General features: G+C 35.9%; 25 protein-coding genes and 1 tRNA gene. 14 read left to right on the top strand and 12 right to left on the bottom strand.

Annotated features, from left to right (window positions below; all coding sequences use genetic code 11):
- Window positions 1-467: 467 nt before the first annotated feature.
- A tRNA-Met gene (locus B9Y84_RS09535) sits at window positions 468-540 on the bottom strand.
- A 109-nt stretch (window positions 541-649) separates the two neighbouring features.
- Between B9Y84_RS09535 and era the strand changes: the two genes are divergently transcribed.
- The 5 genes from era (at window position 650) to B9Y84_RS09510 (ending at window position 4,254) form a co-directional block, all read left to right on the top strand.
- On the top strand, window positions 650-1,534 hold the full coding sequence (gene era / locus B9Y84_RS09530) for a GTPase Era (RefSeq protein WP_085516856.1): 885 nt from the start codon (window positions 650-652) through the stop codon (window positions 1,532-1,534).
- Between the two features lie 84 nt (window positions 1,535-1,618).
- A complete protein-coding gene (locus B9Y84_RS09525) occupies window positions 1,619-1,975 on the top strand; it encodes a four helix bundle protein (RefSeq protein WP_085516855.1) in 357 nt (118 codons plus the stop codon).
- 59 nt (window positions 1,976-2,034) lie between these two features.
- Window positions 2,035-3,342, top strand: a complete 1,308-nt coding sequence (gene der / locus B9Y84_RS09520) for a ribosome biogenesis GTPase Der (RefSeq protein WP_085516854.1) — start codon at window positions 2,035-2,037, stop codon at window positions 3,340-3,342.
- 65 nt (window positions 3,343-3,407) lie between these two features.
- Complete coding sequence (locus B9Y84_RS09515; protein ID WP_085516853.1) at window positions 3,408-3,689, top strand: hypothetical protein; 282 nt, start codon at window positions 3,408-3,410, stop codon at window positions 3,687-3,689.
- 142 nt (window positions 3,690-3,831) lie between these two features.
- The gene (locus tag B9Y84_RS09510) at window positions 3,832-4,254 is read left to right on the top strand and encodes a BLUF domain-containing protein (RefSeq protein ID WP_085516852.1); all 423 of its coding nucleotides are present in this window, start codon (window positions 3,832-3,834) and stop codon (window positions 4,252-4,254) included.
- 65 nt (window positions 4,255-4,319) lie between these two features.
- Here the strand turns inward: B9Y84_RS09510 and B9Y84_RS09505 are convergent, their stop codons facing one another.
- Together B9Y84_RS09505 and B9Y84_RS09500 are read right to left on the bottom strand one after the other, a co-directional pair.
- The gene (locus B9Y84_RS09505) at window positions 4,320-5,396 is read right to left on the bottom strand and encodes a 3-oxoacyl-ACP synthase III family protein (RefSeq protein WP_085516851.1); all 1,077 of its coding nucleotides are present in this window, start codon (window positions 5,394-5,396) and stop codon (window positions 4,320-4,322) included.
- A 33-nt stretch (window positions 5,397-5,429) separates the two neighbouring features.
- A complete protein-coding gene (locus B9Y84_RS09500; protein ID WP_085516850.1) occupies window positions 5,430-6,020 on the bottom strand; it encodes a TetR/AcrR family transcriptional regulator in 591 nt (196 codons plus the stop codon).
- A 279-nt stretch (window positions 6,021-6,299) separates the two neighbouring features.
- Between B9Y84_RS09500 and accD the strand changes: the two genes are divergently transcribed.
- Window positions 6,300-7,139: an acetyl-CoA carboxylase, carboxyltransferase subunit beta gene (gene accD / locus B9Y84_RS09495; RefSeq protein ID WP_085516849.1), complete on the top strand. Its 840-nt coding sequence runs from the start codon at window positions 6,300-6,302 to the stop codon at window positions 7,137-7,139.
- Window positions 7,140-7,273: 134 nt separating this feature from the next.
- On the top strand, window positions 7,274-7,711 hold the full coding sequence (locus B9Y84_RS09490) for a hypothetical protein (RefSeq protein ID WP_085516848.1): 438 nt from the start codon (window positions 7,274-7,276) through the stop codon (window positions 7,709-7,711).
- Here the strand turns inward: B9Y84_RS09490 and B9Y84_RS09485 are convergent.
- Window positions 7,708-8,220: a hypothetical protein gene (locus tag B9Y84_RS09485; protein WP_085516847.1), complete on the bottom strand. Its 513-nt coding sequence runs from the start codon at window positions 8,218-8,220 to the stop codon at window positions 7,708-7,710. The two genes, B9Y84_RS09490 and B9Y84_RS09485, sit on opposite strands and share 4 nt — an antisense overlap.
- A 45-nt stretch (window positions 8,221-8,265) precedes the next feature.
- Between B9Y84_RS09485 and B9Y84_RS09480 the strand changes: the two genes are divergently transcribed.
- Both B9Y84_RS09480 and nqrF read left to right on the top strand, forming a co-directional pair.
- Window positions 8,266-9,243, top strand: a complete 978-nt coding sequence (locus tag B9Y84_RS09480; RefSeq protein ID WP_085516846.1) for a radical SAM protein — start codon at window positions 8,266-8,268, stop codon at window positions 9,241-9,243.
- 155 nt (window positions 9,244-9,398) lie between these two features.
- Window positions 9,399-10,703 (top strand): NADH:ubiquinone reductase (Na(+)-transporting) subunit F, encoded by a 1,305-nt coding sequence (gene nqrF / locus B9Y84_RS09475; RefSeq protein ID WP_085516845.1) that lies wholly within the window; start codon window positions 9,399-9,401, stop codon window positions 10,701-10,703.
- Window positions 10,704-10,777: 74 nt separating this feature from the next.
- On the opposite strand, the gene B9Y84_RS09470 is transcribed toward nqrF, so the two are convergent.
- From B9Y84_RS09470 to B9Y84_RS09460, 3 genes are all read right to left on the bottom strand, one after another.
- Window positions 10,778-11,872, bottom strand: a complete 1,095-nt coding sequence (locus B9Y84_RS09470; RefSeq protein WP_085516844.1) for a cyanophycinase — start codon at window positions 11,870-11,872, stop codon at window positions 10,778-10,780.
- A 397-nt stretch (window positions 11,873-12,269) separates the two neighbouring features.
- Window positions 12,270-12,455, bottom strand: a complete 186-nt coding sequence (locus B9Y84_RS20420) for an adenylosuccinate synthetase (protein ID WP_139827994.1) — start codon at window positions 12,453-12,455, stop codon at window positions 12,270-12,272.
- Window positions 12,456-12,516: 61 nt separating this feature from the next.
- A complete protein-coding gene (locus tag B9Y84_RS09460) occupies window positions 12,517-12,960 on the bottom strand; it encodes a hypothetical protein (protein WP_139827993.1) in 444 nt (147 codons plus the stop codon).
- A gap of 285 nt (window positions 12,961-13,245) precedes the next feature.
- Between B9Y84_RS09460 and B9Y84_RS09455 the strand changes: the two genes are divergently transcribed.
- The 4 genes from B9Y84_RS09455 (at window position 13,246) to B9Y84_RS09440 (ending at window position 17,917) form a co-directional block, all read left to right on the top strand.
- A complete protein-coding gene (locus B9Y84_RS09455; RefSeq protein ID WP_085516841.1) occupies window positions 13,246-14,565 on the top strand; it encodes a sugar porter family MFS transporter in 1,320 nt (439 codons plus the stop codon).
- A 248-nt stretch (window positions 14,566-14,813) separates the two neighbouring features.
- The gene (locus tag B9Y84_RS09450) at window positions 14,814-15,737 is read left to right on the top strand and encodes an isoaspartyl peptidase/L-asparaginase family protein (protein WP_085516840.1); all 924 of its coding nucleotides are present in this window, start codon (window positions 14,814-14,816) and stop codon (window positions 15,735-15,737) included.
- 186 nt (window positions 15,738-15,923) lie between these two features.
- Entirely contained in the window at window positions 15,924-16,574 is a 651-nt protein-coding gene (locus B9Y84_RS09445) for a TetR/AcrR family transcriptional regulator (RefSeq protein WP_085516839.1), read from the top strand.
- A gap of 2 nt (window positions 16,575-16,576) precedes the next feature.
- Window positions 16,577-17,917: an ABC1 kinase family protein gene (locus B9Y84_RS09440; protein WP_085516838.1), complete on the top strand. Its 1,341-nt coding sequence runs from the start codon at window positions 16,577-16,579 to the stop codon at window positions 17,915-17,917.
- A gap of 103 nt (window positions 17,918-18,020) precedes the next feature.
- Here the strand turns inward: B9Y84_RS09440 and B9Y84_RS09435 are convergent, their stop codons facing one another.
- A complete protein-coding gene (locus B9Y84_RS09435; RefSeq protein ID WP_085516837.1) occupies window positions 18,021-20,051 on the bottom strand; it encodes an alpha/beta hydrolase family protein in 2,031 nt (676 codons plus the stop codon).
- Between the two features lie 131 nt (window positions 20,052-20,182).
- Window positions 20,183-20,956: a prohibitin family protein gene (locus tag B9Y84_RS09430; protein WP_085516938.1), complete on the bottom strand. Its 774-nt coding sequence runs from the start codon at window positions 20,954-20,956 to the stop codon at window positions 20,183-20,185.
- Between the two features lie 145 nt (window positions 20,957-21,101).
- Here B9Y84_RS09430 and B9Y84_RS09425 point away from each other — a divergent pair, with 145 nt between their 5' ends.
- On the top strand, window positions 21,102-21,434 hold the full coding sequence (locus B9Y84_RS09425; protein ID WP_085516836.1) for an Mpo1-like protein: 333 nt from the start codon (window positions 21,102-21,104) through the stop codon (window positions 21,432-21,434).
- Between the two features lie 50 nt (window positions 21,435-21,484).
- Here B9Y84_RS09425 and B9Y84_RS09420 read toward each other — a convergent pair whose 3' ends face one another.
- The 3 genes from B9Y84_RS09420 to B9Y84_RS09410 all read right to left on the bottom strand — a co-directional run bounded on the left by B9Y84_RS09420 (window position 21,485) and on the right by B9Y84_RS09410 (window position 24,976).
- On the bottom strand, window positions 21,485-21,883 hold the full coding sequence (locus B9Y84_RS09420) for a PAS domain-containing protein (protein ID WP_085516835.1): 399 nt from the start codon (window positions 21,881-21,883) through the stop codon (window positions 21,485-21,487).
- A 30-nt stretch (window positions 21,884-21,913) separates the two neighbouring features.
- The gene (locus B9Y84_RS09415; protein WP_085516834.1) at window positions 21,914-22,999 is read right to left on the bottom strand and encodes a GAF domain-containing protein; all 1,086 of its coding nucleotides are present in this window, start codon (window positions 22,997-22,999) and stop codon (window positions 21,914-21,916) included.
- Between the two features lie 189 nt (window positions 23,000-23,188).
- Window positions 23,189-24,976 (bottom strand): sodium:solute symporter family protein, encoded by a 1,788-nt coding sequence (locus tag B9Y84_RS09410; RefSeq protein WP_085516833.1) that lies wholly within the window; start codon window positions 24,974-24,976, stop codon window positions 23,189-23,191.
- Window positions 24,977-24,993: the final 17 nt, after the last annotated feature.

Below are 24,993 nucleotides of genomic sequence, written 5' to 3'. Positions count from 1 at the left end.
AGAGATAGTGTAACCATAAATTAATATCTGACTACATTAACTGCTATTGTCGATTAGAGTTTAAGAAATTACAATCACATGTATTTTTTAAGGAAGGCTTAGAATTTATTTGTCAACATAGATAATAAACTGCTGGTAATAGCCAATGTTCTTCACTACTGCTTGACTTAATATTCAAGTTGTTGTCAATAATGAAATTAACCTTTTAAGGATTGTCAAATGTACAATGAATAATAGCCTTGAAAGCGTTGGTGAAATAATAAAGTCTGCAAGAAACTGATACTGGAAATTCATACTTCTTACTTTTCCATGCTAATATAATTTTTTGGATTTAACAGACTTCGAAGTAGCGGGGACAAGACTCGAATTAGTGTCTGCTAGCTAGCGGTTATGAGCCCAACGAGCAATATTTTAAAATTAAGGCATAAAAAAAGCCTGCTTAATGTTTCTTTAAACAGGCTTTGTAGTAGCGGGGACAAGACTCGAACTTGTGACCTTTGGGTTATGAGCCCAACGAGCTACCAACTGCTCCACCCCGCGATATAAACTCTTGATTTCAACATCTTTTTCGATGTTTGCTTCAAAAGGATTACAAAGGTAATTAGAAATTCATTAAAATCAAGTACCTTTGCAAAATAAATTTAAATTAATGTCAGAAAATCAGCATAAAGCCGGATTTGTAAGCATAGTAGGAAAACCAAATGTAGGAAAGTCTACATTAATGAACGCTTTAGTAGGAGAGCGCCTTTCTATTATTACTTCCAAAGCTCAAACTACTCGCCACAGGATTATGGGGATTTTGAGTGGTAAGGATTTTCAAATCGTTTATTCTGATACGCCTGGTATTTTGAGTCCTCAGTATGAATTGCATAACTCCATGATGCGATTTGTGAAATCCGCACTTGAGGATGCTGACATCTTACTTTTTGTGACAGATTTATATGAGAAGTATGAGGAAGGAGATGTTTTAATTGACAGACTGAAGAAAAGTGGTGTGCCGATAATATTGGTCATGAATAAAATTGACCAATCGAAAGGCTCACAGGCGGAGGATAAAATGAAGTATTGGGCTGAGATTATTGAACCTGATCATCAGATCATGATTTCGGCCCTAGAAAAAATAAACATAGAAGAGCTTTTTGGGAAATTAATTAATTTATTGCCGGTGCACCCAGCCTATTTTCCCAAAGAGGAAATGACGGATAAGCCGGAGAAGTTTTTTGTGGAGGAAATTATTAGAGAAAAGATATTTCAGAATTATAAAAAAGAAGTACCGTACAGCTGCGAAGTAGTGGTTACTGAATTCAAAGAAGATGAGAAAATCATCAGAATAAGGGCAGAAATATATGTAGAGAGAAAATCCCAAAAGGGGATCATCATAGGTAAAGGGGGTGAAGCTTTAAAAAAGGTAGGAATGGCTTCGCGCCAAGACCTGGAAACATTTTTCAATAAGCAAATCCATTTGGAAACCTTTGTAAAAGTAGAACAAGACTGGCGTAAAAAGGATTTGAAGTTGAAACGATTCGGCTACTGATAATTACGAATTACGAATTATCAATTAGGAAATTTGGAGTGACATTCTTAGATTTTATCATCTTTTCAACCAAATATGCCATTAATGAAGTCGCAAAATGTTATTCAATTAAAAAGTTATCAATTTGCTTTAGAGATTATAAGAATTGCTCAATTATTAAAAAAAGAAACTCATTTTGAGATATCTTCTCAAGTCCTAAGGTCAGGGACTTCTATCGGAGCAAATGTGGAAGAAGCAATTGGAGCTCAGTCAAGGAAAGATTTTTTAGCTAAAATATCAATTTCCTATAAAGAGGCTAGGGAAACACATTATTGGTTACGCTTAATAAAAGATGCGGGATTTCTAGAGGAAGAAGCTGCACTAATAATGATCGCTAAGTGCGAAGAAATATTAAAAATAATAGGGTCGATACAAAAAACGATCAGATCAAGAAGCGAATAAGAGGGTGGTACTTTATCACCTTAATTCGTAATTAAAAAATTCATAATTCGTAATTAAAAATGTCAAACATAGTAGCAATAGTAGGGAGACCAAATGTCGGTAAGTCCACCTTTTTCAATCGTTTAGTAGAGCGCAAACAGGCGATTATGGATAACGAATCAGGTGTAACGCGTGATAGGCAATACGGAGAAGCGCAGTGGATTGGTAAGAAATTTACTGTGATTGATACTGGTGGCTATGTGACGGGCTCAAATGATATCTTTGAGAAAGAGATCCGTAAGCAGGTGAAAGAAGCATTAAAAGAAGCAACTGTGATACTGTTTATGGTAGATTGTCACACTGGCCTAACCGATATGGATAAAGATTTCGCCAATGTCGTAAGAGAAGTGGGAAAACCAGTATATGTAATAGCTAACAAAGCCGACAATACTGAAAAGAGCTATATGGCAGGTGAATTTTATGGACTTGGTTTTGATGAAGTGTTCAGCATGTCTTCTGCAAGTGGTTCTGGAACAGGAGAGGTTTTAGATGCTGTAGTACAGCTTTTTCCTGATGACGACCACAAAGATCCTTTTGAAGGCGTTCCAAGATTAGCAATTCTAGGGCGGCCTAATGCCGGGAAATCGTCTTTTTTGAATGCATTATTAGGGGATGAACGCACTATTGTGACAGATATCGCTGGAACTACCAGAGACTCTATTAATACGCACTATAAACTGTATGGTAAAGATTTTATATTGACTGATACAGCTGGCTTGAGAAAAAAAACCAGAACAAAAGATGATATAGAGTTCTACTCTACCATCCGAGCAATTCAGGCTTTGCAGGATAGTGATGTTTGTATTGTAATGATTGATGCTACTCGTGGTTTTGAATCACAAGATATGCAAATTATCGGCTTAGCTCATAAAAATAAGAAGGGCATCATGATCATGATCAATAAATGGGATCTAGTAGAGAAAGACGGTAAGACTCATGATAAATTTAAGAAACAGATTCAGGAGAAATTGGGTCCATTAGATTACATTCCCATAATCTTCACATCCGTTACTGAAAAGCAGAGAATATTTCAAGCAATAGAACTGGCCACTAAAATTTATTTTAGTAGGACGGAAAAGGTAAGTACATCTGCTTTAAATGAAGTGATGCTTAAGGAGATAGAAAAATATCCACCTCCAGCTTTAAAGGGTAAATACATCAAAATTAAATACGCAACGCAGCTGCCTACTTATACGCCTACGTTTGCTTTCTTCTGTAATTTGCCACAATATATCAAACCTCCTTACGAAAGATACCTAGAGAACAGGTTAAGAGAGAATTTTGACTTTGAAGGGGTTCCTGTTAAGCTAGTTTTCAGAAAAAAATAGAAATATACTTTTGTCTGTCTTAATATTTAGATACATTTACATCTTAAACCATAATCTATTAAACTATGAAAAAATTATTCACATTATTTTTATTGGGTGCTTTTACATTAGCTGTTTTTGCATGTGATAACAAGAGCGAAAAAGAAGAAGCAAAAGAGCAGATGGAAGAATCTACTGAGGAAGTAAAAGATGCAGTAGAAGATGCAGCTGACGAGGTAGGTGATGCTGCTGAAGAAGTGAAAGAAGACGTTGAAGAATCAGTAGAAGAAGGTGAAGAAAAAGCTGAAGATGCTGGCGAAGAAATGGAAGATGCTGCTGAGGAAGTAAAAGAAGAAGTAGAAGGATAAGATTTTACAATTTTAGTAAATAGAAAGAGAGGCTGGTATCCAGTCTCTCTTTTTTTGTTTTTAATTCTCTAATTTTTGAACAATTGAGATGTATATGTGTTCGCTAGGATATTTTTAATTTCACTTAATTTTTTAACGCAATATGCTTTCACAATTAGTTTACGTTAGTGACAGGAAAAGAAACAATTCTTCCGAAGATGAAATAGATAACATCTTGGAAGCTTGTAAAAAAAATAATCCTGATTTGGGAATAACCGGAGCCCTACTTTACTCCGATAAAAAATTTCTACAGTTGGTTGAAGGAGAAAATGGAGTAGTGATGGGGTTGTACGATAAAATCAAAAAAGACGCTAGGCATGCTAACTGCATCATGTTGTCCTATGTCCCTATTAAAGAAAAAACTTTCCCTAGCTGGCACATGGGCAGCAAGAAATTCGATAGTAATCAAATTGACTATAAGACTAACATCAGCCCAGAAGACAAAGCCACTTTCTCAAAACTATTAAGTGGGGCGGAAGTAGATGGTAATAAAACCAACCAGATTATACAGAAGTTTTTCAAGTAGAAAAAAAGGGAGAAGTTGAGTGATACTTCTCCCTCTTTACATAAGGTTGTAAGGCTCGTACCGAATTACATCCTGTAAATGATGGCGTTAATGTGCATTCCGGCACCAACGGAAGCCAAAATAATGTCATCTCCTTCTTTGATCTGGTGGCCTTCAATTTCACCTCTTAACACTTTGTCTAGCATTACAGGGACGGTCGCTACTGAATTATTACCGTATTTTTGAATGGTCATAGGCATCATGTCCTTGGCTTCTAAGCGTAAATCGTTGAGTTGACCTAGTTTTCGTAAAATGGCTTCATCCATTTTTTCGTTTGCTTGGTGGATCAAAACTTTTTTAATATTTTCCATGAAGATACCTGAACGCTTTAGGGCAGATTGCATGGCTGCAGCTACCTCTTCTAAAGCATATTCATAGATTTTTCTCCCTTTCATTTTTATGTAGCGAGCATTGTTATCCTCTCCTTCTTTATTTGACTTGCCCATCGCTAAGTAACTTAGTTCTTCATTTGCATCAGTCCTATTGGCAAAGCCTAAAATTCCTTTTCTATCTTCATCGTAAGAAGCAGAAACAATAGTGGCACCAGCCCCATCAGAGAAAATCATTCCGTCCCTATCATGAGGATCCACGCATCTGCTCAAAGTTTCGGCTCCAATCACCATTACATTCCTGCAAAAGCCACTTCTAATCATCTGATAAGCTTGAATGACACCTTGAACCCAACCTGGGCATCCAAAAATAATATCATAGCAAACTACATCAGGATTTTGAATTCCTAATTTATTTTTCACTTTAGCGGCCAAACTTGGCATATTGTCAATTCTGTTAGTGCCAGCTTCAATATCACCAAAATTTTGGGCATATATAATGTAGTCTAATTCCTCTTTATCTATAGTGCTATTTTTTAGGGCGTTTTCTGCGGCCAATGATCCCAAATCAGAATTTAGTTGATCATCACTTGCATATCGTCTTTCTTTAATGCCCGTGATCTTTTCAAATTTCTTGATGATTTCCTCATTAGGGATGTCAAACCGCTCCCCATTTTCCAAGTAAAATTCATGCTTAAGAAAATGTTCATTGGGAACTATGTTTTCTGGTACATAAGAACCGATTCCATTAAAAACTACATTAGGTGTTTTCATAATTATATATTTGTAATAGTATTACTAATCTTGTTAATGTCTTCTCACTGCATCCCAACATGCGTCTGCAGCTTGTTCTATCCGTTCTTCGCTTAAATGCTGTTGATGGTCAATTTGTAATTTTGCTAAAGAAGTAATTGGTCCGTAGGATAAGGAAATAATGGTGTAGACCGGTAAATCTTTCATAGCTTTTGCTCTTTTGGCTTCAATAAAAAACATCATTACCGGAGACATGATCATAAAACTTTCTTCTCGGGTCAGTTTACTCATATATGATGCATACCGATGTTGCTCAATAAATTGAAAAGCTTTTGGATGGTCCATGAAATAATGGATTAAATTCATCCAAAGATGCTTAAATCTATCTTCGAAGCTTTGTTTTTCATCATAGTCGGAGAGCATCGCATGCATAACGCGCCTTTTGATTTCCTTGAACAATTCATTGATTAAATCCTCCTTATTTTCAAAATAGCGGTAAATAGTACCAGCTCCTATACCTGCTTTCTCTGCTATCATGGAAATAGGTGTTCCATGAAATCCGTTTTCAGAAATTAAGTCCAAAGTAGATTCCAATATTAAGGTTTTCTTATCCAGTTTATTTTCTATGGCGGAATGAACGTTCATTCCGTAAATTTCATAGAATTATTTTATCTATCAAAACTTTTCTAGATAATTTTAATCTTCTGTAAATCAGATACTAACGTTTGTTAGCTGTGGTTTTAGGGTTTTTTGGCTTTGCTATGATTTTTTATGCGGAAAACTGTTGATAGGAGTAAAATAGCAGTGAAAATAATAAATTGGGTGGGGTTTTGAACTTTAACTTTGGCAATTGACATCCAATTCAATTATCTTTGATGTTCCAACAAAAACCTGAATAGGGTTTTGATAAATAATTGAAACAATATGGCTTGGTTTAAGCGACAAAATAAAGGGATTTTAACACCCACCGAAAATAAGAAAGAAGCACCTGATGGATTATGGTACAAAACTCCAGGTGGAAAAATTATTCATATGCGTGAACTTAAGGAAAATGCTTATGTTAGCCCTGATGATGAGTACCACGTACGAATAGGCTCAAAAGAATATTTTGAGATTCTTTTTGACGATAATAAGTTTACTGAACTTGATAAAGATATCAGTTCAGCTGACCCGCTGGAATTTGTAGATAGTAAACCGTATCCAGTTAGAATCAAGCAGTCACAAGAAAAAACAGACTTGAAAGATGCGGTAAGATCTGCTCATGGTAAAATGAATGGTCTGGATTTATGTGTAGCCTGTATGGATTTTAGTTTCATTGGTGGATCGATGGGATCTGTAGTTGGTGAGAAGATTGCTAGAGCTATTGATTATTCTATCAAAAAGAAAGTGCCATTTTTAATGATTTCAAAATCAGGTGGTGCCAGAATGATGGAAGCTGGTTTTTCGCTTATGCAGATGGCTAAAACCTCAGCGAAATTAGCTCAACTTTCTGAAGCAAAAATACCTTACATTTCTTTACTGACAGATCCGACCACAGGTGGTGTAACGGCTTCCTATGCAATGTTGGGTGACTTTAACATTGCTGAACCGGGCGCTTTGATCGGCTTTGCAGGTCCTCGGGTTATTCGAGAGACCATTGGAAAGGATTTACCCAAAGGGTTTCAAAGTGCTGAATTTGTGTTGGATCATGGGTTTTTAGATTTTATTGTTGATAGAAGGCAGTTGAAAAGTAAATTGACTACTTTATTAAAGATGTTGAAATAAACTTTGATCATATATACTGCTAAAAATGCCAATTTCACCGATTGGCATTTTTTTTGTTATATTTTTTTCGAACTAAAAACATAATGATGAAAAAGCTACTATCAACCATTTTGCTTATTTTTTTATGCGCTAGCATGAGTTTTGCACAAGAAGAAATAGCTTCTAAAAGAAATGCTTCTTATGTAGAAGCAGGGGGAGCCGGCCTCTTCTTTTCCATTAATTACGAAAGACAGCTATCAAAAACTCCTGGTTTTTTGTGGAGAGTTGGTCTTGGAGGCTATTCGGAAGATGACTTTTATGTTACCTACACTACTGGTTTTTCTTATCTATTTGATTTAAACGAGGAAAAAGGTGCATTCCTTGAATTAGGTGCAAATTTGACTATTGCAAGAGAATACAAAGGGATTTCAGAGGAAAGCAGAAATGCTGATATTTTCGAAAATATTGTGCCGGGCTTAAATTACCGTAAGCATTTTAACAACGATATTCTTTTTAAGGCAGGAATAAATGCTATAATCAATGAGAATGGACTTACGCCTTGGCTCAATACGGGGTTTGGCATCATGTTCTAATTCAACTCTTTTAATATTTTTCTAGCCCTTGATTGAAAGCCCTTCGAAGCGTTCTCTATTTTCAATAACAGAATCTCTTTTAAAAGTCTTTTTAAATCTTTACTCTTTTTTGAAAGCTTGAATGCGGAACTCATGGCGAAAACCTGAACAGCAATAGAACTTTTCTTATCTTCAAGGGTTTCAAAAGCCAAATGAACGCACTGTTCTTGATGACCTTTGGGGATCTCGATAAATTCAAATGCTCTCCAAATATTTCTCTCCACACCTTTAGTTGGCTTTTTTTCTAGCAAATCTAATAGAAAGCCCATTTCTTCTTCATTTACAATGCTTGGATTGTTCTCTACCACGCCACTCATTACCCATGATGCTTTATCTTTATAATCTGGATGAAGCATTAATTGGAGTAAGCTTTTAAATGAGTAGTTGCCTTTCAGTATAGCCTCTTGTAAGAAAAGTTTCTCCTCTTTGAACTTAAAATTAGTAAAATCAGATTCTAGAAGCATCTTCATTGAAGCAATTTAGTATTTCGAAATGCTTCTTCCTAACTTTAGGGCATGCGCCTTATTCGTAAACCAGTTTTATGTAATTATTATGTAACCTATCGTTGCAATGCAAGCTGCTATTTCTGTGATATATGGGAAAAGCCCAGTCCTTACATAAAAGTGGAGGATGTTGAGCAAAACCTGAAACACCTCAAGAAATTAGGAGTGAAAGTAATTGACTTTACCGGGGGAGAGCCTCTATTGCATAATGAAATTGACGTTTTTCTGAAGATGGCCAAGGAAATGGGATTTATTACCACTCTCACTACCAACGGATTACTTTACCCCAAAAAAGCCGATAAATTAAAAGGCTTGGTTGATATGCTTCATTTTTCGCTTGATTTTGCGGATGCGAAGCAGCACGATGAAGTCAGGGGAGTTGGCTGCTTTGAATTTGTGATGAAATCAATAAAAGTTGCGAAAGAATTAGGCGAGAAGCCTGACATTTTATTCACAGCCATGAATGACAATATTGAAGAATTAGAAAAGGTGTATCGGTCAATATGCTTGCCAAACGATTTGGTTTTAATTGTCAATCCAATTTTTGATTATAATACGGTAGAAACCCGTGGAGGACTAACATATCATAATCTTGAATACCTTTCGCAGATCGGTAGAAAGAAAAACATTTATTTAAACAATGCCTTTATTGAATTAAGGAAAAATGGAGGTAATCATGTGCATGATCCGGTTTGCAAAGCCGCTTCTTCTTCTTTAGTGATTTCCCCTAAAAATGAATTGGTGCTTCCGTGTTATCATCTGGGAAAAAAAGAATATCCGATAAATGGCGATTTGTATAATTTGTATAAATCTGATGAGGTACAGAAATTAGCAGCTTTGGAAGGAAAGCTTCCAGAATGTGAAGGATGTGCTATAAACTGCTATATGCAGCCATCATTTGCTGTTGAAATCAATCAATATTTTTGGAAGGCCTTACCTTCCACTATCAAATACAATCGATTAAAAGGAACCTGGAAAAATATTTTTTAATAAATTTTCACTTTTTGCCAACTTTTTGATTCTTCTAACTGTTAGATTTTCGAATATATTATTAGAAAAATATCTAATCGTGCTTATAGGTTTACATTTTAAGTAATATATTTGCAGCTCAATTAATTGAATCATTTAGAACAAAATCAAAGTTCATGACATCAGTAGTTATAACCTCAATTATTGCCTTTACAGTTCTAATATTATTATTGGTATTAATTCTGTTATTTGCGCAATCAAAGTTAGTTCAATCAGGTCCCGTTAATATTTATGTTAATGGAGATGAAGACAATCCTATTGTAACATCTGCAGGCTCTACTTTACTATCTACTCTATCAGGACAAGATATATACCTACCATCTGCTTGTGGTGGAGGCGGTACTTGTGCCATGTGTAAATGCGTAGTCGAAGATGGTGGAGGTGATGTATTACCTACAGAAGAAGGCCACCTTAGTCGATCTGAAAAGAAAGAGAAAGTAAGGCTTTCGTGCCAAGTGAAAGTGAAAGAGGATATGCACATACGCATTCCAGAAGAAATCTTTGGTATTAAAAAGTGGGAATGTACTGTTAAATCGAACTACAATGTATCAACTTTTATTAAGGAGTTTGTTGTGCAGTTGCCTGAAGGCGAAACATTAGATTTCGAATCGGGAGGTTACATTCAGATTGACGTTCCTGAAATTGAAGTGAACTTTAAAAATATTGATATTACTCCTCATCCTGACCTAGGTCACAAAGAAGATATCTTTAAGGAAGATTGGGATAATTTTGGTTTATGGGATTTAGTGATGAAAAATGATGAACCTATATTCAGAGCTTACTCCATGGCAAACCATCCTGCAGAAGGTGATATCATCATGTTGAACATTAGAATTGCTACTCCACCATGGGATAGAGCTAAAAATACTTGGATGGATGTTAATCCTGGTATTTGTTCTTCATATGTCTTTACAAGAAACCCGGGTGACAAAGTAACTATTTCAGGTCCTTATGGTGAATTCTTTATCAATGAGTCAGAGGCTGAAATGATTTACATTGGTGGTGGTGCTGGTATGGCTCCGTTACGTTCACACATTTTCCATTTATTCCATACGCAAGGAACTGATAGAAAAGTGTCCTACTGGTATGGCGGTCGATCAAAAAGAGAATTATTCTATGTCGATCACTTTAGAGCAATAGAAGATAAGAACCCAAATTTTGATTTTCAAGTCGCACTTTCTGAGCCTTTAGAAGAGGATAATTGGAAGATCAAAAAGAGTTTGGATGATCAAGATGGTGATGGGTATACAGGTTTTATTCACAATGCACTTTATGATAATTATTTAAAACATCATAAAGAGCCTGAAGAGGTAGAATTTTACTTATGTGGTCCTCCGATGATGAATGCTGCTGTCCTAAAAATGTTAGATGACATGGGTGTTCCGCCAGAAAACATCAGATTTGATGATTTCGGAGGTTAATCCAAAAAAGATAAGCGAATAAAAAAGGGGCCAAATTGGTCCCTTTTTTTTATTTAGATATCAATGGCAATCTATTAATTTGGCTGTTGGATGTCATTTGAAATACTGCCATAATTAATATTAACATTTTCAAACTGAGCAACGCTTCCTACAGTGGCCCAATTACCAATGTTAAAGCTTGTGTTAGGGTTAGACACTCCCTTTACGGTGTAGGCAGTTATGGCGTCTGTCCAATGCAATTCCTGACCTGCCTCACATTGATTAGGTGTTGAGTTAGCTTCGAAGAAAAATGCATAGTCTTCATAATTCTCGTCTCCCAGCACTTTAGCATCGCCATTTGGTTCAATGGCCACAGCAGTGAATTCATCTACAGCAATCGCTTTTATGTCTTGATAGCTGCTAACTATTCCGTCAGCAATCAGCCTGGCCATGAGCGTAATTGTTCTCCCTAATCTATCTCTTTCGGAAAAATGAGTGTCCGTAATAATATTTCCTAAACCAGGGAGTTGTAGAAAGTCCGTTTTAATAGTTTCTAGATAAGGATGGTAAGGATCGCTTAGAGCCTCAGAAGAAATTACACCTGATGATTGAGGTATGTAGGCAAATTCACCCAAAATAGCTAATCCAGCTGATGTACCACCAACTGGTACGCCTTTCTCATTTACTAAGTACTGAATTGAACTCTCCACTTCAGTACCATTCCAAAGATTGTAGTATGATGTTTGATCACCACCTGCAATAAATAATGCTTCAGCTTCTCTGATTTTGTCTCTTACGAAATCAGAGTTGGCACTAGTTTGACCATTTACAACTAGTGTAAGAATAGAATTAGCTCCTTCTATAAAAGACGCATCATTATATCCGTTACTATCATCCGTTCTTAGGATGACAAAGTCTCCGCCATCCGCTTTGGTGACCATCCAATCAAACCATGACTTTTGATCACCTGCTCCACCAGCTAAAAGATACCCGAGGCTACTGTTAGTTTGTATATCCTCTGAATTTCCTGTCAGATAATGTATCACTTCAGTATTGCTGCCTCCATCATCTCCGCCCTTATCTTTTTTGGGGCCTCCTGCGTGGTCAGGTTTTTTCATTTCTAGATTTTCTTCTGTACAAGCTGAAAACAGTATTGATATTGCCAAAAGGGCATAACTTATCCTTTTCATAATTTCTTTAATTTAAAATTTTGAATAATGAGTGTAAATCGCCTTTTAAGCCTAATGAAATAGGCTAAGACGTTTAAAAACTATTCATCTTTTAAGAGTGAGTGCCCACTAGCTTGAAAGATGTAATTATAGTTTTCTTCCTGTAATAGGAGTTTTTTTAAGAAGTGATAAGTAATGACTAACAATCAAAAACCGGTTGCAGATTTCGTCTGTGAACCGGTTTGAAGCTCAAAATTTTGAGCCCGAAAATCTTTTTTGGGTTGATATTGAAATTGTAATATGTGCTGAATTTCAAATCCATACAATCTCAATATGCAAATAAAAATATTGAATGTCAATAAATTATGAGATAAAGTGTTGGTATTAAAATTGTATATTTGGAAGGTTGCATTATTGATTACTTGTCTTTTTCTTCCTCTCTTTTCTTTTTTCTTCTCCACCAAAAGTAGCCTCCAATTAAGAAAAGTACGGGTAATACTACGTAAAAAATATAATCGAAGGGCGTTTGTAGTAGAAGTGGTTCACTATCATCAGGATGCGGAACTCCCTGTGGTATTTGTAAAAGTATAGCTAAAAAAGTCATAAGATCTCAATTGGTCTGTTCTATCTAACGGCCATATATTCTCAGTGTTTTTAGATTGTTTTTATTCTTCAGTTTGGAATAGTTTCTCGATCGCAGCATATGTCAACCATGGCATAGTAGAGGTTACTTCCGTTTTGCTATCCTCAACTATGACCTCTACATAGTCTTTTCTAATTGACCGGTTTCTATAGTACAATCTAAACTCATATTTTTCTGTCTCATAAATGATGGGTTCATCCGGTTCTTCTTCAAAACCATTCAAGAGGATATTCTTAAATCGTATAAGATTCTGATGATTGTCAATTCTAATAGTTTGTTCTGTACCATTATTGACATTGCTTATGTCTTTGAAGCTAATGATATAGAAATCATCATACTGATCCAAAGCGATTTTATCTTTGAATTCACCTAGCCTTTTCTCTGCATTTTCAGTCCTTTTTTGTGCTTGAATTGAATAAATACATAAAAACTGAATTAGTAGGGAGATATGCACTATATATTTCATAATCATATAAGTTTATTTATTTTCTTTTTTTTCCAAAGTACTTAAATTTTCATTATAATATTCATCAACAAATAATATTTACTTTTCTTCTGATGAAGGTAGTTTATTTAAGTCATGCCAGTATTTTAATAAGTTGAGAGCTAGTTAGCTATAATCGGCAGTAAAGCATTTGAATAGTTTTTCAATAATTCAAGATTAAAGTGCTTGATCACTTCAACAAATGATTACTTCTCATTCTCAATTTACTTTACTACTTTTAGCGGAAGCTAGGTGAATCAAGAAAGAATGTTCAAGAACTCATATGTATTTTTCATTTCGTTAACAGCTGCTTTAGGTGGCTTTCTATTCGGTTTTGATACCGCAGTAATTTCAGGTGCGGAACAGGATATCCAAAAAATTTGGCATCTCTCAGATTGGATGCATGGTTTTTCCATAGCTATTGCGTTGTATGGGACTGTAATTGGGGCTTTGTCGGCAGGCTATCCCGCTAATCGATTTGGAAGGAAACCGATGCTTTTACTCATCGGATTACTTTATACTGTTTCTGCTTTGGGTTCAGCCTTAGCTCCTGATGTATATACTTTCATGATTTTTCGTTTTATAGGTGGTCTAGGGGTAGGAGCATCATCGGTAATTGCTCCAATGTACATTAGTGAAATCGCACCAGCAGGCAAAAGAGGTATGTTAGTGGCTCTTTTCCAATTCAATATTGTACTTGGGATTTTAATAGCGTATTTCTCCAATTACTTAATTGCCCTAGCTGATATGGATAACAGTTGGAGATGGATGCTGGCAGTCGAAATTATTCCGGCATTAATATATTCCATATTAAGTGTTCGATTACCACGAAGCCCAAGGTGGCTCATTGCCAATCAAAATGACTACGAGGAAGCTAGAATAGTTTTAACTAAGACAGATCCTGAAAATGTAGATTCTATTATCAAAAATATTGAAAGAGAAAAGGCGAAAAATGAACGTAAAGAAGGTTTTTTTGCTCTTTTCAACAAAAAATATTTCAAATTCACTTTCATGGCGATCTTAATTGCATTTTTCAATCAATTGTCTGGTATCAATGCCATTATTTATTTTGCTCCAAGGATATTTGAGTCAGCAGGTATAAGCACTGAAAACGGTTTACTGTCAACTATGGGGATTGGATTGATAAATGTAGTTGCCACGATGGTTGGATTATACTTGATTGATCGAATGGGAAGGAAGTTTTTGTTATATCTAGGCTCTGCTGGCTATTTAGTTTCTTTGAGTTTAATGGCCATTAGTTTTAGCGGAGACATTATTCCATCCGATTTGTTACCATTTTTTGTGTTTCTATTTATAGCCGCTCATGCTGTAGGAAGTGGTTCAATAATTTGGGCTTTTATTGCTGAAATATTCCCAAATAAATTAAGGGCACATGGTCAATCCATTGGAAGCTTTACCCATTGGTTTTTTGCAGCTATTATAGCAAATGTTTTTCCATTTTTTGCGAGCACCTTCGGTTCATCTGTCATTTTTTGGTTTTTTGCGGCAATGATGCTGGTTCAATTGCTTTGGGCTATTTTCGTTATGCCCGAAACAAAAGGAAGAGAATTAGAAGATATAAAATAGCATCAGTGTTAAAAAAATGATTTGGCATTCATCGAGGAAAATATTATTATTGAATGTGGAAACATTAAAACACTTCAAAATTTCAGATTCTACTCAAAAACCAATTCCTCAATTGGAAGTAAAAAAATTCGAATTACAGAATCTACAGCCCATTTTTGACTGTTAGTTAGAGAATTTCTTCTTTTCCGTTAGGGTGTAGTTGTTATACACCCAATTTTCAAATTTAGTTTTACTTACTTTAATCAAAAATGAAGAAATTTGTATTAGCCATTCATGGCGGTGCTGGCACCATACTCAAAAAAAATATGACTGCAGAAAAGGAAGATGCCTACCATGAGGCACTCCGTGAAGCCTTAGAAGGAGGAAAGGATATCTTAAATAAGAAGGGTACTGCAATCGAAGCCACAGCTGTTGCAGTAAGTATTTTGGAAGATAGTCCACTTTTTAATGCAGGAAAAGGCTCTGTATATTCTAATAGTGGACAAAACGAAATGGAAGCCTCCATAATGGAAGGTGAAAAGTTAAGAGCAGGCGCAATTGCAGGTGTGAAGAATATAAAAAACCCTATTCAATTAGCTAAATCAATACTATTTGATGACGATTTCGTTTTTCTGATTGGAAAAGGAGCTATAGAATATGCCGACAGCCGAAAACTAGAAAAAGCGGCCGATGAATATTTCCAAACCAGATTTAGAGAGGAGCAGTGGTTAGCAGCTAAAGGAGAAGGGAAAGTATTGTTGGATCATGATGCCGATAAGAAGTTTGGAACGGTTGGTGCCGTAGCTTTAGATATTGAAGGAAATCTTGCTGCTGCAACATCTACAGGTGGTTTAACCAACAAGAAATATGGCCGAATCGGAGATAGTGCTGTAATTGGCAGTGGGACTTATGCAAATAATACTACTTGCGCCATTTCTTGCACGGGTTATGGTGAATACTTTTTGAGAGCTATAGTTGCTTATGATGTATCTTGCCTTATGGAATATAAGGGCTTGTCATTACAGGAAGCTTGCGAAGAGGTTGTTATGAAAAAATTGGTGGCTATGAAGGGAGAAGGCGGGTTGATTGCCGTTGATGCTGTTGGTAATTACGAATTTAGCTTTAACTCTGAGGGCATGTATAGAGGGATAGTAGGCTCCGACTTAGCATTAGAGACTAGTATTTTTAAATAATTCAAAGGGAGTCGATGTGCTTCCTTTTTATTTGCCTAAAACCTTTTTCTATTTATTGGTAAAAGTAATCTTGAAGTTATATCTGCAAAAGTATTGTACAAAGATATGATCTATTCAATTTCTTACTAATTCCTAAAACCTTTCCGATTATCAGGCTGTTACAATACCATAATTACAACGTGACTTATGGCAAAAAAGCAAACAGCAAAACCAGTAGATTTAAAAATAAAAGAAGCTTATATAGACTTTGTGCTAGAAAATGGGCAAGAACCTGCTTCTATCTATAAATTCGCCAAAGATCTAAAAATGAAAGAGGTTGATTTTTATAATCATTATAATTCTTTTAAAGCTTTAAAAAAGCATATATGGGCAGATTTTTTAACTGAAACGATAGAAAATCTTCACGCAGAAGAATCTTTTGTAGAATATTCATCACGAGAGAAATTATTAGCTCTTTACTTTACCATAATTGAAGTTCTGAAAGCAAATCGCTCATATGCGATGATGGATTTGCACGAAATGCGCAAAGGAGATTTGAAGCCTGCTTTTTTGGAAGTGTTCAAAAAGCATTTTTACAAATTCGTTGATGAGCTACTATTACAAGGGAAAGAAACAGAAGAGATAATGGATAGACCCGTAATTGGAGATCGATATGCAGAAGGATTGTGGATCCAAACCCTCTTTATTCTTCAATTTTGGGCTAATGATGACAGTAAGGACTTTGAAAAAACAGATGCTGCAATTGAGAAAGCTGTAAATGTTGCCTATGACTTGATGGGTAAAAGTCCATTAGATTCAATGTTTGATTTTGCCAAATTCATATTTCAAAACCGATAGTAATGAGCGAAAGAAAAGAACAATCCCGAATTCCAATTTCAAAAATTCAACGTGCCAGTAAATTTGTTTCAACAGGTGCTAGGGTAGGAGGGAATTATATAAAACATTATTCTAAGAAAGCCTTCAATCCAGGTATGGACCGTTCGCAATTAGATTTAGATAATGCAGAAGATATTTACGAATCTTTGAGTGAACTCAAAGGAAGCGCGCTGAAAGTTGCTCAAATGCTAAGTATGGATAGGAACTTATTGCCTCCTGCTTATCAAGAAAAATTTACAATGTCGCAGTATAGCGCACCTCCATTGTCTTATCCTTTGGTGGTAAAGACTTTTCAAAAAACTTTAGGTAAAAGTCCTGACGCCATTTTTGATACTTTCACAAAAAATGCTGTGAATGCAGCGTCTATGGGGCAGGTTCATCAGGCTACCAAAGATGGGAAGAAGCTAGCAGTAAAAATTCAATATCCAGGGGTTGCCGACAGCATTAGTTCTGATTTGAGACTAGTTAGGCCTTTTGCCACTCGCTTATTTAATATGAGCAACGCGGAATTGGATCATTATATGAGCGAAGTGGAAGGAAAATTAATGGAAGAAGCTGATTATGATTTAGAATTAAGACGATCTAAAGAAATAACTGAAGCTTTAGCGGGAAAAATTGAAGGACTTTATTTCCCAACATATTATGAGCAATATTCTGGCGGCCGTGTAATTACCATGGACTGGTTAGATGGCGTTCATTTGAAAGAATTTTTGGCAACCAATCCATCTCAAGAAACGAAAAACAAAATTGGTCAAGCTCTTTGGGATTTTTATAATTTTCAATTTCATGAATTGAAGCAAGTTCATGCAGACCCACACCCTGGAAACTTCATGTTTATGGATGACGGCACCATGGGTATTATTGATTTTGGTTGTATTAAGGAAATACCAGACGATTTCTATGAAAATTATTTTGCATTGCTTAAGCCAGGCTTTTTGCAAGATAAATCAGAAATTGATAAGCGATTCAAAGCTTTAGACTTTTTCCATGAAAAAGATACTCCAGCTGAAAGAGAAATATTTAGCGGTGTATTTACAGAAATGATTGGGATGTTGAGCAAACCTTTTCAATATGATGTATTCAATTTTGGTAATAATGCCTTCTTCGAAGAGATATATGCGATGGGCGAGCGAGTTTCCAAGATGAAAGAAGTGAGAAACAGCAATGGCGCTAGGGGTTCAAAGCATGGGCTATACGTAAATAGAACCTATTTCGGTCTTTATAATATGCTCAATCAATTAGATGCAGAAGTAAAAATAACTAAACCTGAGTGGTTAAATGGAACGAAAGAGAAAGTAGCTTAATTAATCAATTTTTTTCTCCCTTTAACAATTTAAAGTATTTACATAAAAACCTCATTCATAAAATGTGAATGAGGTTTTTATGTTAAAAGACTAATTTAGGAACCTATTCGTATTTCTCAAACCAGCCTGTAATATAGGCTACATGTCTAATAATATTACTTGGTCTAGCCGTAATGCCATGTCCAGTTCCCGGTATTCTTACCATTTTACTTTCCACTTCTTGCAGTTTTAATGCGCCATAATATTGTTCTGTTTCACTCATAGGTGTTCTATAGTCATTTTCACCCGTAACTAAGAGGGTTGGAGTTTTTACATTTCCAACCAAAGAAATAGGAGAGCGGTCCAGGTATTGTTGAGGGTCTTCCCAAGGCTTTTTGTTAAACCAATACTGAGGGTAGTAATTGTATCCATCAGCTGTTAAACTAAAACTATACCAGTTGATCACAGGTTTACTAACCACAGCAGCACGAAAGCGGTTTGTTTTACCAATGCTCCATGCGGTTAAAACGCCACCACCGCTTCCGCCAGTGATGTACAGTCTATCTTGGTCAATAAAGCCTTTATCAACCATCACATCCACTCCTGACATTAAATCATCATAATCCTGACTTGGATAATTATGGTTGATATATCCACCGAATTCTTCACCATAGGTGGTACTACCTCTAGGATTGGTATATAGGACTACAAATCCTCTTGAAGCCATTAATTGTAGCTCAGGACTAAAGTGCGGGCCGTAGGCTAAATGAGGGCCTCCATGAATTTCTAATATTAATGGGTATTTTTTATTTTCATCGAATTCGGGTGGATAAACAATCCAGCCTTGCACATCCTTATCATCATATGATGAATTAAAAACAAGCTCTTCCACCTTACCAATATTTTTGTTTTTGAGGAAGGTAGCATTCAAATCTGTTATCGTTCTATTAGCCATTTTTGTTGGGAAATGACCAACAGTCAATTCTGCTGGACGCTGTGTGTTGGCCTTGGTATAGACATATTTCCCATTGTTAGCTACACTGTAACTGCCCCCTGCATATGGTCTTCCAAAAGATCCGTTGCCGATTCCTTTAGTGATGACCATTGCATTTCCGTTCATTTTAAGATTTGCTAGTATCCCATTTCCGTGGTCGTCATAATAAGCAAATAGACTTTTACTGTCTGTTGCCCAAGTGAAATTTTTGAAATCTCTATCTAATCCATGATTGAGTTCTTTTACGTTTTTACCCTCAATATCCATAACGAAGACATGGTCTAACTGATAACCTACGAACTGATCTTCGTAGCTTAAATAGACAATCGATTTGCCGTCTGGCGAAACCACTGGGCTGTTATGAGGACCTTTTCCTTCTGTTAATTGTGTTAATGCTCCTGATGCAACATTGATTTTGAAAATATGAGTATTATTGGGTTCCAAGTCTGCTTTTTCGGAACGATTAGCTGAGAAAACCAAATGTGATCCATCAGCTGCCCATGAAGGAGCAGCATGATCATAGTCTCCACTAGTAAGTTGGCGAGGGGCTCCACCCTCAGCATTTACGATGAAAACATGATTGTAGGCAGGTTCTAGAAATGAAAAATTACCATCTGATTTATAAGACACTTCTTCTATGACTTTTCCTGGGGAAGCCCAATCTGCACCTTTTGGTGGGGAAGGAAACTGCCCGAAATTTTCTTGTTTTTTAGGGATACTCATTTTAAAAGCTAAATATTGGCCATCGGGCGACCAGGTTATATTACCAGGCCCTGATGTTAAATTTGTGATGGATGCAGTTTGGCCGGTTTCCATCCACCTAACAAATATTTGAGCGCTGCCTTCTTCCGCGGACACATAAGCTAGTTTTTCGCCATCGGGCGACCATTTAGGTTGACTGTAACCTGACTTACCTGAGGTAAGCGGCATATGATTTTCTCCTGAAAAATCAATTATCCATAAATTAGTGTATTTACGATCAGTCATCACATCAAATTGATTGCGTACATAAACTATTTTTTCACCATCTGGGGAAATTTGTGGATCTCCGACATATTGCAATTCGAACACATCCATATATTCTAATGGTGTCTTTTCTTGACCATATGAAACAACTCCTATTAAGCATAGGATTGAAATTAGTAATAGAGCTTTTTTCATAATCTTAACTTTTTTAGCGTATTCTTCAATTTAGGAATTTATTCCATGGCTTGTATGAAAATTATATTAGTGGTTTATAAAAAAAAGGCTTCAAATTTATGAAGCCTTTTGGGTTGAATTTTTTGAAAAATTTATTGATTACCAGGAATAAGTAAAGGGGTTTTGCCATCTGTAATAATCACTTTTGCGTTCGGACTTTTAGCCAATTCTTTAAAGGCTTCAATACTTCTCAATTGAATGATAGCATCATTCAAACCTTCAGCTAAAATTTTCTGTGCGTCCCTGTTACCTTCAGCCTCTATTCTTCTTCTTTCAGCTTCCTTTCGTTCAATCTCCAATATAAAATCCATGCTCATGGATTCCTGTTCTGCTTGTAGTTTCCGCTCTATAGCAGCGGATAATTCACTAGGGAGTTCAATACTTTTCATTAAAACTTCTTCAATTATGAATCCCCGCTCTGCTAAAACCTCAGTCATTCTCTCTTTGATTTCTGTTTCTATTTGTTTTCTTTTTCCAGAATGCATGTCTTTGGCCATGAAATTTGCAGAAATATCTGAAGCAGCCGATCTGAAAACAGGAAGTATAGCATTTCTTACATAATTTTGACCGATGTCTTCAATTATCACTGGGGCCATTTCTTCCTTGATTCGGTATAGAATTGAGATTTCAGATTGAATACTTAAACCTTCTTTGCTGGGTAGACTAAGGTTTAGTTCAAGATTTTCCGTCCTTGTGGGCGTTTTAATCACCTTCGTAAAAAATGGATTAATCCCATAAATACCAGCATAATAGACATCTGGGTTGATTTTACCAAGTTTACGTTTGACACCAACTTCACCTTGACGTATGACAGTGCAACTGCTTATTATAAAAAGAAGGCTTAATAATATTGATAGATTTTTCATAGGCTTTAAAGTTTTCATTTTATAAATCAAAAATCATACCGTTTATATAGTTTAATGGCAGCATAAGTCCAGATTCACTTTGGAAAATCATAGGAGCAAATTTTATGAGGTTTAGCGGATATTGATTATATTGATATAAAAAAAAATGGCAGAAAGACAATATAAGAGCTTCAAAGAATTTTATCCTTATTACCTATCAGAGCATCAAGATCCTACATGTAGAAAATTACATTTTACAGGGACTGCTTTGCTTTTTGGAGTATTGGCTTGGGCTTTAATTACACAAACCTATTGGGGCTTAGCACTAATTCCCGTGGTTGGTTATGGTTTTGCATGGGTAGGTCATTTCTTTTTTGAAAAAAACAAGCCGGCTACTTTTACCTATCCACTATGGAGTTTGGCTTCTGATTTTAAAATGTTCTTTCAGATATTAATTGGAAAACAACCGATGTCGGTTAAAAAAGAGGAAGAAACTTGACAGCAGCAATGTAAGTATTTATAGCTTTGCTATTGTCAAGTTTAAATGAATTAAAGCTCTTTAGAGACTAACGTAATTTTATATCCAGCACCACCACCGTATATTTGGTCTGAGTACGCAGTATCTACCGATATATTTAGTAAGCCGTTTCTAGTTTGTACCTGCCAATCACGAGAGATTTCCCTTTTATCTTTCATGAATTTATCATGAAGATGATTCATTTGCTCTTTGAAATCATCAGGAACAATCATCGTGAATTCGTTTCCAACTAATTCTTCTCTTTTGTATCCATAGAGATCACAATAATAGTCATTGACTGCCACGAACTTTTTATCTTGATTTGTAATACAAATTCCTATTTCCTTTGTGCTATTGATAATGTTGTCCACATCAGAAGGGTTTTCAGCAATTTTTTCTTTAATTTCTTCGGTGATTAATAAGTCGATCATAATAGTTTATTTATATAGTTAAACAAATATTTAAGCGGTTTTCCGCATGTTGAGTTTAGATTCTAATTCTTTTATTTTTTCACAGAATTCGGAAAGCTGATTATCCTTCACCTCTAAAGCTTCGTCTTTTGCTTTTGCTTCTTTTCGAAGTAAAAGGAAGTCTTTCACTATTTTTCTATTTTTATCTTCAGCTTTTTGCATGTCAAGCTCATTGGCTTCCATTTCTGCAATAACCTTTTTCAATTCTTTATCCTTACTCTCCAATTCCTGTCTTTGTCTTTTCATTTCTTCGTTAGTGGACTCTATTTCTTCCATATTTTGTCTCAATTCTTCTTCTTGAGCTTGTAACTCCTCTGATTGCTGCTGTGCTTCAAAAAGTAGCTTATTCGTCTTCTCCGCTATTTTTACACTTGAGATTGCTGAGGCAATATTTTCGCCTAATTTTTTCAGGAAATCCATCTGATAAGGCTCAAATTCTTTAAAAGAAGCTAGTTCAATCACTCCAAAGACTTCTTCATTAATTTTTAATGGAAATAGAAGAATTGACGAAGGAGTAGCTTCACCCAAACCGGATGTGATTTCTACATAATCTTGTGGAACATCGGTCATGTAAATAAAGTCTTTCTCTAAATAACATTGTCCTACTAAACCTTCATTAAGTTCAACATTTTTTTCTAGATATTTCTTTTTAGTGTAAGCATATGCCGCCTGTAACTGTAGATATTCTTTATTATCTTCTTCATGGAGGCTTTTTATGAATAACCCACCTTGATTGGCTTTCAGGTATTTAACTAAATTACTAATGATGCCATAACTAAAATCCTGTAAATTATTTTTGTCTTCTCTTAATATTTCTGAAAATTTCGCTAGTCCTTCTGCTGCCCAATTCCTTTCTTGTTCTGCTTTAGCAATCCTGCGCATTTTTGCTTGCATGCTCAAAAGAGATTGAGCAAGCTCATTTTCAGAATCATGAGAATCGAATTGGATGTCTAATTCTCCTGACTCGACTTTTCTTATGAAGGAGATGGCATTTTGAATTTGTTCTCCATATTGTTTTAGCTGTTGCTCTACTTCCTCACATCTAGCCCGTGTTAAAACCTTAATAGGAACTTTCATAGTCACTTAAATTTAAATACCCGATAAAAGTAGTGATCAGAGCAAGATAAACAAATAGGTAAATATGCGTATTTTTACATAAAATACTGTAAAAGGTATGTTATGAGTTTTAATTATTCACTGTAATATTCAATTAATATAAATATTATAATAAAATGTTTAACAAAAATGATAAATGCATAAACAATCTCAATCCTCAGCAATAATTCTAGGATACAATCTGAAAATCACAAATCCGCAAAGTATACTAAAGAGTAATAAACCACTTGCTTTAAATACTTCACCGTAAATATATAAACCTGTGCTAAAAAGAAAGCCATAGACACCCATGCTTCCTGCTATCATACAGACGATACCTGTTGGTACTTTCCATTTTTGAGTTTTAGGTTTAATTAACCCTTTAGATGATAATCTTGCTATGATTTTTCTCCAGCCTGGGCCTCCTGGGTTTACTTTGTTCAAGAAATTAGCTAATTGTTCATCAGTTGTCTTTTGTGTTAGAAAACTAGCTGTTACCCAACTTACTGTAGTGATACTCACTCCAATGATTAATTTTTGCCAAGATAATAGTTCTTCAAATCCAAAAGGCTGATCTGCAAAAGCAAAATATAGTGCAAGGAAAAAGGAGACAACCATAGCTACTATTTCACTGATTGCATTTACTCTCCACCAGAACCAACGAAGAATATAAATCAAACCTGTTCCTGCACCAATTTGTAATAAAATTTCAAAGGTTTGCAAGGCATTCTCTAAAACTAAAGCCATCAGCATACTGAATATCATTAAAATCACTGTTAGTAGGCGACCCAATAAAACTTGCTTGCTATCAGAAGCTTCTGGGTTGATGAATCTTTTGTAAACATCATTTACTAAGTAGGAGGAACCCCAATTTAAGTGTGTAGAAATGGTGCTCATATAGGCAGCTACCAGTGAAGTAACTACCAAACCAAGTAATCCTGCAGGAATGAATGTAAGCATAGCTGGATATCCCATATCATGTGTTGCAACGCCCGAGTTAACAGCTGGAAAAGCTCTGGCAAAACTATCTAGGTCGGGAAAAACAATAATGGAGCATAATGCGACTATAATCCACGGCCAAGGACGTATGGCATAGTGCGCAACATTGAAAAATAATACTGCTTTAATAGAGTGGTCAGCATTTTTAGCGGCAAACATTCGCTGAGCTATATATCCACCACCACCCGGCTCAGCGCCAGGATACCAAGTACTCCACCATTGCACCAATAGCGGAATTATTAAGAGCATGACCCACATTTCAGGATTAGAGAAGGAAGGGAAAAAGGATAGTTTATCGACCACATCTTCGTGTATTAATAAATTTTCTAATCCCCCGACTTTTGGATGATTTAAGGCGACATAGGCTGCTACAATAGCCCCGCCCAAGGATAGGAAAAACTGTAAGAAGTCAGTAAACAGGACTCCCCTGAGTCCGCCTAAGCTACTATAAATAACCGTAATGATTCCGGCTATGACTACAGTTTGCACAGGACTAAGGCCTAGTAAAACGCCTCCGATTTTGATAGCAGCTAAACTCACCGAGGCCATGATCATCACATTGAAAAGAAAGCCTAAATAGATGGCTCTAAAGCCTCTTAAAAATCGAGCAGCTTTGCCCGAGTATCTCAATTCATAAAATTCTACATCGGTTAGTACGCCCGATTTTTTCCACAATCCTGCATAAACGAAAACTGTAAGCATACCTGTAAGCAGAAAGGCCCACCACGCCCAGTTTCCAGAAACACCGTTTTGGCGGACGATATCGGTAACAAGGTTTGGGGTATCGGTAGAAAAAGTAGTGGCTACCATAGAAACGCCTAAAAGCCACCAAGGCATTTTACCTCCAGCGGCAAAAAACTCGGAAGCATTTTTGTTTTTTCTTGAAGTCCAGAACCCAATCCCCAAAGAAATAATTAAGAAACCAATTAAGATTACCCAATCAATATTATTTAAAATCATAATGGAGCGCTAAAATT

This window comes from Marivirga sericea (assembly GCF_900177665.1).
GTDB classification, from domain to species: Bacteria; Bacteroidota; Bacteroidia; order Cytophagales; family Cyclobacteriaceae; genus Marivirga; species Marivirga sericea.
Note: the sequence above shows the minus strand (reverse complement) of the source record. Positions and strands in the feature narration are given on the sequence as shown.